The organism is Vagococcus sp. WN80Y (assembly GCF_059621045.1).
In genome coordinates this window covers 1-13614 of sequence record NZ_JCAQHY010000136.1, presented here as the reverse complement: position 1 = coordinate 13614, position 13614 = coordinate 1, and the positions used below count along the sequence as shown (strand labels likewise).

Annotated in this window: 12 protein-coding genes; 3 read left to right on the top strand and 9 right to left on the bottom strand. The window is 37.9% G+C overall.

Going from position 1 to position 13614, the window contains the following annotated elements:
* Positions 1-8 precede the first annotated feature (8 nt).
* The 6 genes from cobA to AC5KOD_RS07525 all read right to left on the bottom strand — a co-directional run bounded on the left by cobA (position 9) and on the right by AC5KOD_RS07525 (position 5812).
* Positions 9-1031 carry a uroporphyrinogen-III C-methyltransferase gene (gene cobA, locus AC5KOD_RS07550; RefSeq protein WP_496913936.1) on the bottom strand — a complete coding sequence of 341 codons (1023 nt, stop codon included), beginning with the start codon at positions 1029-1031 and terminating at the stop codon, positions 9-11.
* Positions 1006-1317, bottom strand: a complete 312-nt coding sequence (gene nirD / locus AC5KOD_RS07545) for a nitrite reductase small subunit NirD (protein WP_496913935.1) — start codon at positions 1315-1317, stop codon at positions 1006-1008. Before nirD ends, cobA begins: the two co-directional genes overlap by 26 nt.
* Before the next feature lie 3 nt (positions 1318-1320).
* A complete protein-coding gene (nirB, locus tag AC5KOD_RS07540; RefSeq protein ID WP_496913934.1) occupies positions 1321-3729 on the bottom strand; it encodes a nitrite reductase large subunit NirB in 2409 nt (802 codons plus the stop codon).
* 166 nt (positions 3730-3895) lie between these two features.
* Positions 3896-4348: a precorrin-2 dehydrogenase/sirohydrochlorin ferrochelatase family protein gene (locus AC5KOD_RS07535; protein ID WP_496913933.1), complete on the bottom strand. Its 453-nt coding sequence runs from the start codon at positions 4346-4348 to the stop codon at positions 3896-3898.
* Positions 4338-5084, bottom strand: coding sequence for a sirohydrochlorin chelatase (locus AC5KOD_RS07530; RefSeq protein ID WP_496913932.1), 747 nt, complete (start codon positions 5082-5084; stop codon positions 4338-4340). The genes AC5KOD_RS07535 and AC5KOD_RS07530 overlap by 11 nt, the downstream gene beginning before the upstream one ends.
* 74 nt (positions 5085-5158) lie before the next feature.
* Positions 5159-5812 carry a response regulator transcription factor gene (locus AC5KOD_RS07525; RefSeq protein WP_496913931.1) on the bottom strand — a complete coding sequence of 218 codons (654 nt, stop codon included), beginning with the start codon at positions 5810-5812 and terminating at the stop codon, positions 5159-5161.
* Positions 5813-6084: 272 nt separating this feature from the next.
* On the opposite strand from AC5KOD_RS07525, the gene AC5KOD_RS07520 reads away from it, so the two are divergent.
* Positions 6085-7290 carry an IS110 family RNA-guided transposase gene (locus tag AC5KOD_RS07520; RefSeq protein ID WP_496913930.1) on the top strand — a complete coding sequence of 402 codons (1206 nt, stop codon included), beginning with the start codon at positions 6085-6087 and terminating at the stop codon, positions 7288-7290.
* Positions 7291-7423: 133 nt separating this feature from the next.
* Here the strand turns inward: AC5KOD_RS07520 and AC5KOD_RS07515 are convergent, their stop codons facing one another.
* Complete coding sequence (locus AC5KOD_RS07515; protein WP_496913929.1) at positions 7424-8635, bottom strand: pyridoxal-phosphate-dependent aminotransferase family protein; 1212 nt, start codon at positions 8633-8635, stop codon at positions 7424-7426.
* A 245-nt stretch (positions 8636-8880) separates the two neighbouring features.
* On the opposite strand from AC5KOD_RS07515, the gene AC5KOD_RS07510 reads away from it, so the two are divergent.
* On the top strand, positions 8881-10521 hold the full coding sequence (locus tag AC5KOD_RS07510) for a PucR family transcriptional regulator (protein ID WP_496913928.1): 1641 nt from the start codon (positions 8881-8883) through the stop codon (positions 10519-10521).
* Between the two features lie 127 nt (positions 10522-10648).
* Positions 10649-11494 carry an alpha/beta hydrolase gene (locus AC5KOD_RS07505; RefSeq protein WP_496913927.1) on the top strand — a complete coding sequence of 282 codons (846 nt, stop codon included), beginning with the start codon at positions 10649-10651 and terminating at the stop codon, positions 11492-11494.
* A gap of 41 nt (positions 11495-11535) precedes the next feature.
* Here AC5KOD_RS07505 and arcC read toward each other — a convergent pair whose 3' ends face one another.
* Positions 11536-12459: a carbamate kinase gene (arcC, locus tag AC5KOD_RS07500; RefSeq protein WP_496913926.1), complete on the bottom strand. Its 924-nt coding sequence runs from the start codon at positions 12457-12459 to the stop codon at positions 11536-11538.
* 19 nt (positions 12460-12478) lie between these two features.
* The gene (locus AC5KOD_RS07495; protein WP_496913925.1) at positions 12479-13270 is read right to left on the bottom strand and encodes an oxamate carbamoyltransferase subunit AllH family protein; all 792 of its coding nucleotides are present in this window, start codon (positions 13268-13270) and stop codon (positions 12479-12481) included.
* Between the last annotated feature and the right edge of the window lie 344 nt (positions 13271-13614).

The following is a 13614-nucleotide window of genomic DNA, read 5'->3' as shown; positions in this document are numbered from 1 at the left end:
CTAATGTTTTACTGGATTAACGAAGACTTATCGATCCCTATCTTTGTTAACTCCTCTGCTAATAGTGCAGGTGTTGTTTTCTCATCGTCCAAATAGATAAAATCAGTCCATTTATGTTCACTGAGATAACGAGTTGTTAATTCCGTAAAACGTGAATCGTGATTTTTACCTAATTGAATCGCCCAGACATCTGCTCCGTGACTGGTGTAGTCTGTAATTGTTTCCCAAGTTATCTCTTTCTGACTAATAAGTAACAAGCGACGACCAAAGTACGGCAATTTTTCAAACCAAGAAGATGTTTGTCGACATTTTACAACCTCGCCGATGATAATCATTGAGGGATTGTCATACTCATTCTTCTGCTTAAGGGTACCAATGGTTCCTGTAATGACCTGTTGGCGACCATAACTTCCCCAAGTAATAATGGCTATCGGAGTGTCAGGAGCTTGCCCCTTTTTTATTAAGCTAAGACAAATAGCAGGAAGTTTTTCCACGGCCATATACAGTGCGAGGGTTCCACCAGTTATTAAGTAGCTAATATCAACTTCCTCACCCCACTTTCGATGCCCAGTTGCTAAAGTAACATGACTACAATAGTCTCGGTGAGTCAATGGGATCCCAACATAGATCGCTGCGACAGAAGCAGCTGTGACCCCTGGAATCACTTCATAGGGAATGTCCCATCGTTCCAGGGCAGTCATTTCTTCAGCAACTCGCCCAAAAACAACCGGATCACCGCCTTTTAATCGAACCACTTGTTTACCAGAAAGAGCATGCTTTACCATAAGTTGTTCGATCTCTAATTGGGATAAAACATGGGCCAAAGGAGACTTACCACAATAGACAAAGATTGCCTCCTTTTTGGCCAAAAATAGAAATAGTGGATTAACTAAACGATCATAAATAATGATATCAGCTCTTTTTAAAACACGTGCCCCTTTTAAAGTTAATAAATCAATATCACCTGTTCCCCCACCTAATAGATAAACTTTGCCACCCTCTTTTTTAAAGCCAGACATAGACATTGTCATCTTCTACACTAGTCTCATAGACAGCAACACACCCATCATCTGGTGCTTGAACCATGCCGTCATTTAGTGATACCTTATAATCGTGCAACGGACAAAAAACAAAATCGCCAGCGACTGTCCCTTCTGCGAGTGGACCATCTTCATGGGGACAGCGATTTCCAACTGCTTTTATGGTTCCATCCCCTAAACGAAATAAGGCAATTTCCTTTCCGTCAATATGTACTTCTCTCCCAATATTAACTGATAGCTTTTCAATTGTTGTCACGAAATATTTAACTTTTTCCATCGTTTACCCTCTCTCTATCCCATATAATTCAGCTATTTTTTCTTTAGACGAAACGACTTCATCCCATGGATTAACTTGTTTGCCAGACATTGCATCTGCCAACGCTTGATTCAGTTCTTTTTGTGTGTCTTTATTTAAGAGAACCTCACTGACCTGTTCAAATCCTAAGCGATCTAACCATGGAGCCGTTCTTTCTGCGTAAATTCCTGTTTCTCGGTAATATTGAAGCATAGCCCCACACAACTCAATCACTTCTTCCTCTGTTTCGCAAGTTGTCAGCAATCTTCCTTCTTTAACCTCAGTGCCTCCGTTCCCACCAATATAGATTTGGAACCCATTTTCAACTCCAATCACGCCGAAATCTTTTACACCCGATTCGACACAGCTTCGAGGACAAGCAGACACACCGATTTTAAATTTATGTGGTGTATCAATAAATTCAAATTTTGTTTCTAATTTAATACCTAAGCCCATAGAATCTTGAGTACCAAAACGACAGAAATTTTTACCGACACATGTTTTTACTGAACGAAAAGCTTTCGCATAGGCAGAAGCAGATGTCATATTGAGCTCTTCCCAGATTTTTGGCATGTCCTCTTTACTAACTCCGTACAGCCCTATCCGTTGACTACCAGTAATTTTAAGTAGCGGTACTTGATACTTTTCTGCTACTTGCGCAATTTTTATTAATTGCTGTGGAGTTGTCTTGCCTCCTCTAACTCGTGGAATAACTGAGTACGTTCCATCTTTCTGAATATTGCCGTGCATTCGTTCATTAACATAACGGGATGCTTTTTCATCAGCATGCTCATGAGGATAAATCATATTCAAGTAATAGTTCAAAGCCGGATGGCATTTCGGACATCCTTCTAAGTTTTTAAAATTAAGCACGTGTCTGACTTCTTTAATAGTTTTTAACCCCTTCTGACGAATGCTAATCACTATTTGATCACGAGTCAACTCTGTACAGCCGCATATTCCTGTTGGAACAGCTGCTTCAAAATCATCTCCTAAAGTATATTCTAGGATATCTCCCACAAGCCCTTTACACTTCCCACAGGAATTTCCAGCCTTAGTTTGAGCTGTCACCTCAGGAACAGATGATAAATTATGCTCGTTAATCGCCGTCACAATAGTGCCTTTTGAAACACCATTACAGCCACAGATCATCTCATCATCAAGCATGTCTGCTACATTACCACTAGAATCCTCTTCACCAGAATAGAGTAACGATACCATTTTGTATTCTTCCAGCGATTGTTCTTTTTTTAGAATGTTATAATAACGATTACCTTCACTTGTGTCACCATATAGAACAATTCCTTGAAGTTTACCATCTTTAACAAATATTTTTTTATATGAATTTGCAATACCGTCAAAGCTCTCCACCCCTTTGACTCCCTCTTCATCAGTAATTGTCCCAGCTGAGAAAAGATCACACCCAGATACCTTCAGTTGAGTAAACATTTTACTTCCTTCATAAGGTTCTGTATCACGGTTAGTCAAAATATCAGCTAAAACCTTACCCTGTTCATACAAAGGAGCCACCAATCCGTAAGCAATCCCGCGGTGCTCACAACACTCGCCAACTGCATAGATATTACTGACATTAGTTTGCATATAGTCATTGACAATAAAACCGCGATTCGTTTTTAAAGCAGTTCCTTGAGCCAAACTTATTTCTGGCTTAATCCCAATAGACATAACCACTAAATCTGTCTCAAGTGTTGTTCCGTCAGTAAATTCTAATCCCGTTACTCGTTCCTGACCGCTGATTTTTGATGTTGCCTTGCCAATTGCAAATTTTAGTCCTTGTGCCTCCAAATCAGCTTGCAAGAGTTCTCCCGCCCTGCGATCAAGTTGCGTTTCCATTAGCCAGTCTGCTAAATGGACTACCGTCACATCCATGCCTTGATCAAGAAGTCCTTTCGCAGCTTCTAATCCCAAAAGTCCTCCTCCGATTACTGCCGCCTTTTGATATTGTTTAGCTGATTCGAGCATTTCCTCAGTGTTATCAATCGTTCGAAATCCTAAAACCCCAGGCAAATCATGGCCTTCTACAGGTAAAATAAAGGCTCGCGAACCTGTTGCTAAAATCAATTTATCATAAAAAACTAGTTGTCCGTTTGCTGTCACAACTTTTTTTTCAGTTGTTTCAATACTAATAACAGGATTATGATTGATTAGGTTGACCTTATTTTCTGAATACCAGTTATAGTCATTTGTGATTATTTCATCTGTTGTCATCTTTTTCTGTAAAACATTTGATAACATAATCCGGTTGTAATTGGGATGATTTTCTTCTCCTATCACCGTCATATCATATAAATCAGGCTCTCGCTCAATGACTTCCTCTAATGTTCTAATCCCTGCCATACCGTTCCCGATCATAACTAAACGTTCTTTTTTCATATCGCACCCTCCATTTTTAAAATGTGAATTAATGAGCATTTGATGTAAGTTTATCAATAAATAAGACCGTCGCCTATTAGGGAAAGTCCTATATATTAATAACATAAAAAAAAACGAAGAAAGTGAGACCAAAGTCTCACTTTCCTCGCTTTTGCTAACTAGTGGGTTAATCATCTGGTAAATTGGCTAGGAAATCTGACAACTGATTTTTAAGTTTCTTAGAACGAGACGGATTAAGTCCCTTTGATGAAATTGCTAATAGTAAATCTTCCGTTTCAACCACTGCCATATTATAAAAATCTGAAAAAGCCTTGTCAGTACAATCATTTACTAGCTGTCCCTCATGACAATCGCCTCTGACTTGTCGATTAACATTTAATTGGTCAGAACAAATAAACACCATAAACTTCCCTTGAACATCCGTTTTATGATAAGGTCGATGATAACAATTGATTGCTGATAATTGAGAAATTTCAGTCGAAATTATCGGAGCGACTACTGTTAGGTTTGCGCCAGTATTAAGTAAACCACGAATTTTTCGAGCTGCAATCCTTCCACCGCCAACTACTAAGATCTCGCGTTCCTTAAGTGATAAGTAGATAGGGTAATTAGCTGTCATAGGTCAACCTCTGATCGATGAGTCGTAAAATAGCCGGCGCCATAGCAATGTCAAGATTTAATGTATCTGTATAGAAAATGTGAGACGCCAACTTTTTTTCTTCAAGTAAAGCCTTGAGTTGGTGTCTTATTTTTTCAGGCAGATGCCCGTCAAATAGAAAGAAAGGAACGACAAGTAATTGATCAGTCGTACTAAGCAGCTTTTCCGCTTTTTCAAGGTACGGATACTGGCCGTATAAAAGTCCTGTTGTAATTGCTAAGTCAGTATCTTTACTCAGTTGATAACCGATCTCTTTCGCTATCTCTCCGACAGCAAAGTAATGTGAGCTACCATGAGCCACTAATAGCACTTTAGGGCTATCGAGATGAAACTCTCTAAGAGCCTGTTGGACGACCTTAAAAAGAACTCTTCTCACTTCTTTTTCTTGACCAAAAGTATCCGAAACGACATAAGTTAGCTCTGGAAACTTCTTTTTTACCGAGTCCAATTGTTGAGGGATATCTTCATTTTTGTGCATAGCAGAAAAAAGTAGCAAAGGGACAATCACCAATCGAGTAATTCCTGACTTTGCCATTTTTTCAGCAACAATACTTAAGTTATCAGGGTGATTTTCTAAAAAAGCTAGTGCTTGCTGTGTTTCTGGTCGTTTCGATTTTAGTTCATGGTAAAAGTGTTGCATCTTTTGATTTTTTCCTAATTTTTGACTTCCGTGGGCGACATAAATAATTCCTTGCACGTTATTTCCTCACTTATTTCCTTTTTTGGGCTCATTATACACGTTTCAATTCAATCACACAACCCGCTAATTTGTTACAAGTCAATAATTTTTTCTTTGACAGCATAACGAATTAGTTCAACACGATTAGATAAGTTCAATTTTTTCATGATATTAGCTTTATGAACTTCAACCGTTTTGACAGAAATAAATAGTCGTTCAGCAATTTCACGATTGCCATAGCCAAGTGCTACTAAAGGTAAAATTTCTTGCTCACGATTAGATAACTGATCGTAGCTATTTGCCAGCATAGGTTGAGTCGGTTCTTTAACTGTTTGTAAAATATGGTCAGGCATCGGAATCTGCTGATCAAGATAATAGTGATGGTGAGTAACTGCTTTGATAGCCTTTATTATTTCTTGGTCATCTGAACTTTTTAACACATAACCATCGGCTCCTGCTTTAATTCCTTGACTAACATAATCTTCATCATCATGCATAGATAAAATAACAATTTTAACCTTCGGGTATTTCTCTTTGATACGTTTGGTCGTCAATAACCCATTCTCCCCTGGAGGCATTCGTAAATCCATAACAACCACATCAGGTGACTTATTTTCGACTTCTATGTAAGCTTCGATTCCATCAGCAACAGTTCCAATCACGGTCATGTCTGCCTGATCGTTGATTAGATAGGCCAGCCCTTTTCTAACCACAACGTGATCATCAGCAACTAGTACTCGTATCATACTTATCCTCCTTCGTATAATAAGGTTATCAGATTTATTCTGATAGTTCCTTTTCATCCCCATAAGGGGTATGATTATTTCGTACAGATAGAGGTCGTAGTATTCCTCCTTGAAGTTTTGTCTTCCTAATTAAGACTGACGCCTCTTCTCTACGGACTTGTATATGAATGAGCTGGATAGAACCTAGTTTCTGGATCTCTCACGAGGCTATATCGTCCCTAGAGGTTGAGGAACCCCTTATCTGTAAACTCTTGTTGAAAGGTGTTGATTGTATGTTCTTTATCGGTATTGATATTGGCAAACGAACCCATGAAGCTGCTTTAATTGATGAACAAGGGAAACAACTCGGTAAAACACTTCGTTTTGCCAATTCTAAACACGGAAGTGAACAGCTTCTACAATTTATTAATCACTATGAACTGATCCCTGACCATACCTTAATCGGTATGGAAGCGACAGGCCATTATTGGCTATCTGTTTATTCTTTTCTTGATGGACTAGGCTTTCATGTCACAGCTTTTAATCCGATTCAGTCGGATTCTCTTCGGAATTTCTATATTCGTAAAACAAAAACAGATACAGTTGATGCCGTTTTGATTGCTCAAGTTATTCGTATGGATTTACCTGATCCAACACAACTACCAAAAGAAGAATTATTTCAACTAAAACAGCTAGAACGTTTTCGATACAGTGTTGTCGATAATATGTCCGACTTGAAACGAAAGGTGATAGCTTGTTTGGATCAAGTCTTTCCTGAATATGATCAGCTTTTTTCAGATATGTTTGGCAAATCATCTACTCAACTTTTACTTCAGTCACCTTTGCCTGAAGATCTCTTAGAAATTGATTCTGAGAAATTAAGTGTGTTATTAAACCAAGCGAGCAATGGTCGCCTCGGGCGATCCAAAGCGGAACAAAAAGTAGAGCAGTTAAAAGGCTTCGCTGAAAACTCTTTTGGCATCAGTATTGCAACAGATGTTTTCAAACTTCAAATACAATTACTTTTAGAACAGATTCAACTATTTGAAACCCAAATTCATCAAATCGAAGAGGAAATGACTAAAATTGTAGAAAAACAAGAAAACTTTCTCACAACCATTACAGGAATCGGCCCAATCACTGCAGCTGTCATTATGGGCGAAGTAGGTGATATTCACCGATTTGAACGCCCGAATCAACTGCTTGCTTTTGCAGGTCTTGACGCCTCAGTCCGTCAGTCTGGTGATTTTACAGGAACCAAAAATCATCTTTCTAAACGAGGCTCCCCCTACTTACGTCGAGCGATTTGGCAGGCAGCTTTTATTGCTTCTCAAAAAGATCCAGCCCTTTCCGTTTATTATCAAGGGCTTAGGAAGCGTGGAAAAACGCATGGAACGGCGATTGGCGCAGTTTGTCGTAAACTTGTGAATATTATATTCACCATTTGGACAACAGATAAACCCTACGAAGTTCGTTTAACTTGTGAAACAGATACCTAGAAAAAATTTGTATTCTTCTCTAGGTTTATTTATGTTGCATTAAAAATCACAACAAACAATTTTAAAATAGTTCAGTTTTTACTTGACCTTTTTATAGCTGGCTTTATTATATGTAACAGCATTAACTGATGAATTAGTTCTGTTGATAAATTTCTAACGCAGCTTGTACGGCGGCTCCACGATTAACATCTGCCCCATGATAAATCAAAGTTGCTTCCAAGGCACCAAGAACGTGCAGAACATTTTCTTGACGACTGCTGAACCCCATATTACCAATTCGCCATACCTTGCCTTGAAGAGCACCAAATGACGACGCAATTTCAACACCAAAATGCGTCAATAACATGTCTCTGACAGACTCAGCATCTACTCCCTCTGGAACAAGAATAGGTGTTACTGTAGGCATCTTGCTCGTCATATCGCCATACATTCCTAACCCCATCGCAGTAATCCCTGCTACAATAGCCCGATCATTTATCTGATGACGCGCATACCCTGCTTCAATTCCTTCATTAATCATCAACCTTAACCCTTCATGCAAAGCATAAATTAAACTTGTTGCTTCTGTGTGATGGTTAATTCGCTCAGAACTCCAATAACGTTGCAGCTGACTTAAATCCAAATAATTATTTGAAATATGATTCTCATTGCGGAACTCTTTGCTTAAGCCCAATTCCTTTTGATAGCGCAAGTCCAATACTTTTTCAACCTTTTCATTATAAGTGATCAGTGATAGCCCTGACGGCACACTAACACATTTTTGAGTCCCGGCAATGGCAATGTCGATCCCCCATTCATCCACTTTAATTGGAACACCACCATATGTTGCAACTGTATCAACGACGAAAAAGACTTTATTTTCTTGACAGTAGGCGCCAATTTTTTCCAATGGTTGCATTTGACCATTAGCCGTTTCACCATGAACCATTGCCACGATTTTTGGTTGATGATGCTCAATTAACTCAATAACCGTTTCTTGACTAAACACACTGTCCCATTCTTTTTCTTCATAAATAACTTCTGCCTGAGCACGTTCGCAAATTTCTCCTAAAAGAAAAGCAAAGCGACCATAGACAGGAATTAACACTTTGTCTCCAGGTTCGATCAAAGCAATCAAAGCGGCCTCTAACCCCGAACGAGAAGTGCCGTCAATAGCAAATGCTTGTTTATTTTCAGTTTGAAATGGTACTTTAATCATTTCTTTTACTTCATCCATAACCGTTAAAAAGGCTGGGTCAAATTGGCCAACAATCGGTGTTGCCATCGCCCGCAAAACAGACGGATGAGCCTCAACTGGGCCGGGAGTCATAATGGTTCTAATTGGTGTCATAATTGGTTGTATCATATTAACAGCTCCTTCAATATTTTTGAGCAAATCTTTCTTGCAGCTAATCCAGTTTGAAAATTACTTTCACTGAATAAGAGCGAAAACTTAAACTCATATTCTTATTACTATTATCCTACTTGCTTGACCAATTTTTCATTAGCGTAATTTACAATATCAAAATAACTTTTAGTCGTTTTGCACAAAGAAATCAGAAAGCGCTTCTCGTATAATCAGTTTATCTTGGAAATAATGGAGTGATTACGTTGACTACTTTAATTGAATTGCTATCAGTTCCCCGTTTTACCGACTTAGAACTTCTTACCCCTAAAGCTAATTTAGCTCATGCGGTTGACAGCATTGAACTCACAGAAACACCTGATGTGGCTCTTTACATCCCTAAAAATGTCTTTCTTTTGACAACTGCTATGCACTATCAACAAAAGCAGGATCAATTAATCGCTTTGATTGATTCATTAATTTTAGCAGAATCAGCTGGCTTAGGCATTAAGATTGGTCGCTTTTTGGATCAAATTGACCCCAAAATTATTGCATATGCCCAAACCAAGCAGTTTCCACTAATACTTATTCCTGCTACTAAACCATTAGGTGCCTTACTTCATAAATTGACTAATTATATTCGTCAAACAAAAACAGAAGAAATCACTTATGCTTTAGACATTCAAAAACGTTTTTCAACATTATTAATTAATGATGCTCATCCTGCAAAAATTATCGAAGAATTTGGCAAAATGGTTCAAACACCTGTTTTACTACTAGATCCTTTTAAAGAAATTGTCGCCCAAACTAGTGGATTCGAGCAATCACATTTACCAACCATGATCCTTATTGAACAACTCATTGACAGTCGGTCATTTAATAACGATCGACATTTCCAAAGTACGATCGTCACTGATGATAATGGAAAGAAAAAACAGGTAGCTATTTATCCAATTAAAAGTAATCAGCATTTTCCTTATTACTTAGTAATTTTAAAGCCTGAACAAATTCCTTATCCCGTCTCAGAATTTGCGATTGACCAAGCTATTTTAGTTCTTGGTTTTGTTCAATTAAAAAACTTAAAAATAACCGAATCTCAACAAATGATTAAAAGTGACTACTTTCAAAAACTAGTTGAAAGCCAACAAAATCCTGCTTTTGATCAAAAAGAATGGCTACCATTTGATCTTAACTTCGGCATCAAATACACCCATTTTTATCAAGTCATTTATGTCAATTGTCGACACAATCAGCAAAACAAGGTCGCTTTAAAATATAATCAAGAGAAAAGCCAATTGGCTACATTTTGGCTGACAGAAAAATTACCTCTTCAGCTCAAAGATAGTTTGGTTTTCCCTATAAAAAACAGCAATCAACTCGTAATCATCCTGCAAACTAAAGAAGAAACAACTAAGATTGTTTCGGTTTTAAGCGTTCTAGCCGAACAACTAGAAAAGGTTCTACCTATTTCACTTGCTTTCTCTTTTGGTCATCCTTGCACACATTTAGATAAACTGGGCACTAGTTTTATTGAGGCTAAGCTGACTTTTGAACATGCCCTCAACATGACAAACCAAGAGCGTATCAGTTATTATAGACCAAAGGGCATGCTCAATTTATTTGATAATATGCAGCCTGAGGAAGTTCGCTACTTTTGCCAAGCTACCTTAAAGGAATTGGCTTATCCCGAAACCACTACACTCAAAGAATTAAGAAAGACTCTGAAAACTTATTTAAGTTATCAATGCGAGATTACACGAACTGCCAACGAATTATTTATTCATCGAAACACAGTGAAGTACCGAATCGATAACTGCGAGGAACTTTTAGGTGAAACTATCAATACACCGACCAATAGTCTCAACTTGCGTTTGGCTCTCGAATTATCAACATCAACAGATGAGTAACGAGCTTCAGCTATTCATTTTCTTTCAATTGATAAATCATAGCTATTTTTTATCCACTATGACCAATGATTTATCTAAAAGAGACAGGTATCATGAAAGCTATAAATCTAATTAAGGAGCACGATCTATGAAAGAAACTTATTGTTACCACAAGTGGAAAAACTTACCTCTACAGGTCAGCTTTTATCCGGCAACCAATTCACAAGCCAATATGACGCTCATCTATTTTCATGGAGGTGGACTAATCTATGGTAACCGAGATGACTTACCTTCCAGCTACATTGAACAAATGACTGGTAGTGGCTATAACTTATTAACCGTTGACTACCCACTAGCTCCTGAAGCCTCACTTCACTTAATTATTGAGTGTCTTGAAGCAAGTATTACTTGGTTCAAAGCTGAATACCAACAAACTCTCGGCTTAGAAACTTCTACTTTTTGTTTATTTGGTCGCTCTGCTGGTGCTTATTTGAGTCTTTTACTAGGTAGCCGTTTACAAGATTCTGATCTCAAAGGACTCATCAGCTTTTATGGCTATTACGCACTTTCAGAGCCTAATTTTAATCAACCAAGTCCCTATTATCAAAAATACCCAGCAGTTCCTTTTATGACTGTCTATCAACTGACTCAAGGATCTCCTAAAGCAGAAGCCAGTATCAACGAACGTTTTCCGATTTATTTATCCTATCGTCAAACTGGACAATGGGCAAAGGGATTAGTAGGAAAAATTTTACCTGCTACATTTAATCTAACTGACAATGACCTTGGACACTTGCCACCGACATTTCTTGCGGCAAGCACTGCCGATCAAGATGTTCCCTACACCCTTTCTGAAAGAATGGCTCGCTTAATTCCAGAAAACTTTTTTTACACCGTTGATGGCTTACCTCATGATTTTGATGCCGATAGTAGCCAAACCGCTGGTCAAGAAGCATACACACAACTAATCGAATGGCTAAATAGGCTTAGATAAACAAAAAAGAGGCTGAAAAATATCAGTCTCTTTTTTCATTACTAGCCAACAACTCGTGTTCCTGCATTACCAGCTAAAGCTTCAACAGCATCTGATAAAGCACAGATAATCGCCGTTTTCCCTAAACTTGCAAACTCAATACAGGCTTGCATTTTAGGTCCCATGCTTCCATCTGAAAAATGACCTTCATTATAGTATTCCTGTGCTTTTGCTAATGGCAGTTCAGTCAATTTTTCTTGATTTGGTTTCCCGTAATTAATATAGACATTCGGCACATCAGTGAGAATCATTAATACATCGGCTTCCACATCAATTGATAAACGTAATGCCGATGAATCTTTATCAATCACCGCAGCTACTCCTGTAAGCTCACCCTCTTGACGAACAACTGGAATACCACCACCACCAGTTGAAACAACCACAATATCATTGGCAAGCATTGTTTTTATAGTTTCAACTTCAACAATTGCTTTTGGTTTTGGTGATGGTACCAACCTGCGATACCCTCTTCCGGCATCTTCACCCATCGTCCAACCTTTTGTTTCAGCTAATTGATTACTTTCTTCTTCAGTATAGAACGTTCCGATTGGCTTCGTTGGTGCTTTAAAAGCTGGATCTTCACTATCAACCTCTGTCATTGTTAAAACTGTTGCAACATTTTTCTCAGGCATTCGGTTTTTTAATGATTGCTGTAACATATAGCCGATAAATCCTTGTGATTCTGCACTACATACTGGTAAAGGTTGCTGAGGAACTTCTTCTTTAGCAAGCTCATTTTGTCTTAAAATTTGCCCAACCTGCGGACCATTTCCATGAACAATCACTAGTTCGTGGCCATTTTTAATAATTGATGCAATGCTATCACTGCTCGTTTCAATATTAGCTTTTTGAATTTCATACGTTCCTTCTTGACCTGGTTGCAAAATTGCATTTCCACCTAAGGCTAGTACAACACGTTGTTTCATTTTTTCTATCTCCTATCAGTTAACTTTTATTTTCACTATTAATTAATTGGTGTAAGCCACAAAAAATTCCTGCTAAAGTATCACGACCTGAGGTACTACCTGATTCTGCTAATGATGCGACTGCTTGATTTAATTGAGAGTTATTTAAACTTTCAATCACCTCTATCACTAATGAACTAAAATGTCCTTTAGCTGCGCTAAATAAATAACTTTCTGACACAGCCGTCGTTCTTTTTTCTAATAATGCTTTTCTTAGTAGCGAACGAAATTCTAATGGCAAGAATGGTGTAACTGTATCAACTATTAGTAAACCAATTGTAAAATCATCGCCTGCTGGAGTTAAGCCTAATCCTCGACCAATATAATAATTGATATAATCATTAGTCACCTGCTCGTCTGTAAACAATTTAGTCGACATTATAGAGGTAAAATCTAAACCAGTTCCAGCAAAATTATTTGCTAATTCGCTTAACCTAGTAATTGACTCACTACTCTCAGCAAAGGTTTGACGTGTCACTCGATTATTATAAACAACACAATCCTTAATCACCAATTCTATCTCGCCTAACTGTAAACCAGTCGAGGTTCGTTTGATTTGGCTTTGCCAGTTCCTCTGTTGTATTACTAATTGAAAATCTTGAGGGGTAAGATGGATGCCAAAAGGAACACAGCCTTTTTGGTCATTACCTATGAAAAGTAGTTGTTCATCTAGTTGTAAATTAATACCATTAGAAAATTGACTATGACAGCTCAATTTTTCCGAGCTTTCAAGTAATTCATCAACTAAATCGCCTTTCCATTTAACCTTCATCAGCTATCCCCCTCTTCTTTTCGCTACTGTAACTAGTATAAACGTAAACCACTCAACTATCACTTGGTTTAAAAGATAAATCGCAACCGTTTTCTTATCTCTATTAGATAAAGCTAGACTACTAAATAAAATGAAATCGCCAGTGTGAGAAACTGATAACTTAACATCTGCTTCTCACGGTTAGTTGACGATTTCAAGATTTTTGATAACCTATTTACTTATCAATTCATGCCTAATTTTTCTGCATAAGCGGTAATAGCTTTTTCAAAACAAGATAATGGCGGACGAACTGTGCCTGCCCCTATTTGACCAATCCCAGCTTTTTTATGAGCAATCCCTGTATT

What these genes read in the sequence shown, in the direction of transcription:
- AC5KOD_RS07525 (WP_496913931.1), bottom strand. Translation starts at nt 5,812, where the DNA reads ATGATACGAGTACTAGTTGCTGATGATCACGTTGTGGTTAGAAAAGGG.
- cobA (WP_496913936.1), bottom strand. Translation starts at nt 1,031, where the DNA reads ATGACAATGTCTATGTCTGGCTTTAAAAAAGAGGGTGGCAAAGTTTAT.
- nirD (WP_496913935.1), bottom strand. Translation starts at nt 1,317, where the DNA reads ATGGAAAAAGTTAAATATTTCGTGACAACAATTGAAAAGCTATCAGTT.
- AC5KOD_RS07535 (WP_496913933.1), bottom strand. Translation starts at nt 4,348, where the DNA reads ATGACAGCTAATTACCCTATCTACTTATCACTTAAGGAACGCGAGATC.
- AC5KOD_RS07505 (WP_496913927.1), top strand. Translation starts at nt 10,649, where the DNA reads ATGAAAGAAACTTATTGTTACCACAAGTGGAAAAACTTACCTCTACAG.
- nirB (WP_496913934.1), bottom strand. Translation starts at nt 3,729, where the DNA reads ATGAAAAAAGAACGTTTAGTTATGATCGGGAACGGTATGGCAGGGATT.
- AC5KOD_RS07520 (WP_496913930.1), top strand. Translation starts at nt 6,085, where the DNA reads ATGTTCTTTATCGGTATTGATATTGGCAAACGAACCCATGAAGCTGCT.
- AC5KOD_RS07495 (WP_496913925.1), bottom strand. Translation starts at nt 13,270, where the DNA reads ATGAAGGTTAAATGGAAAGGCGATTTAGTTGATGAATTACTTGAAAGC.
- AC5KOD_RS07515 (WP_496913929.1), bottom strand. Translation starts at nt 8,635, where the DNA reads ATGATACAACCAATTATGACACCAATTAGAACCATTATGACTCCCGGC.
- arcC (WP_496913926.1), bottom strand. Translation starts at nt 12,459, where the DNA reads ATGAAACAACGTGTTGTACTAGCCTTAGGTGGAAATGCAATTTTGCAA.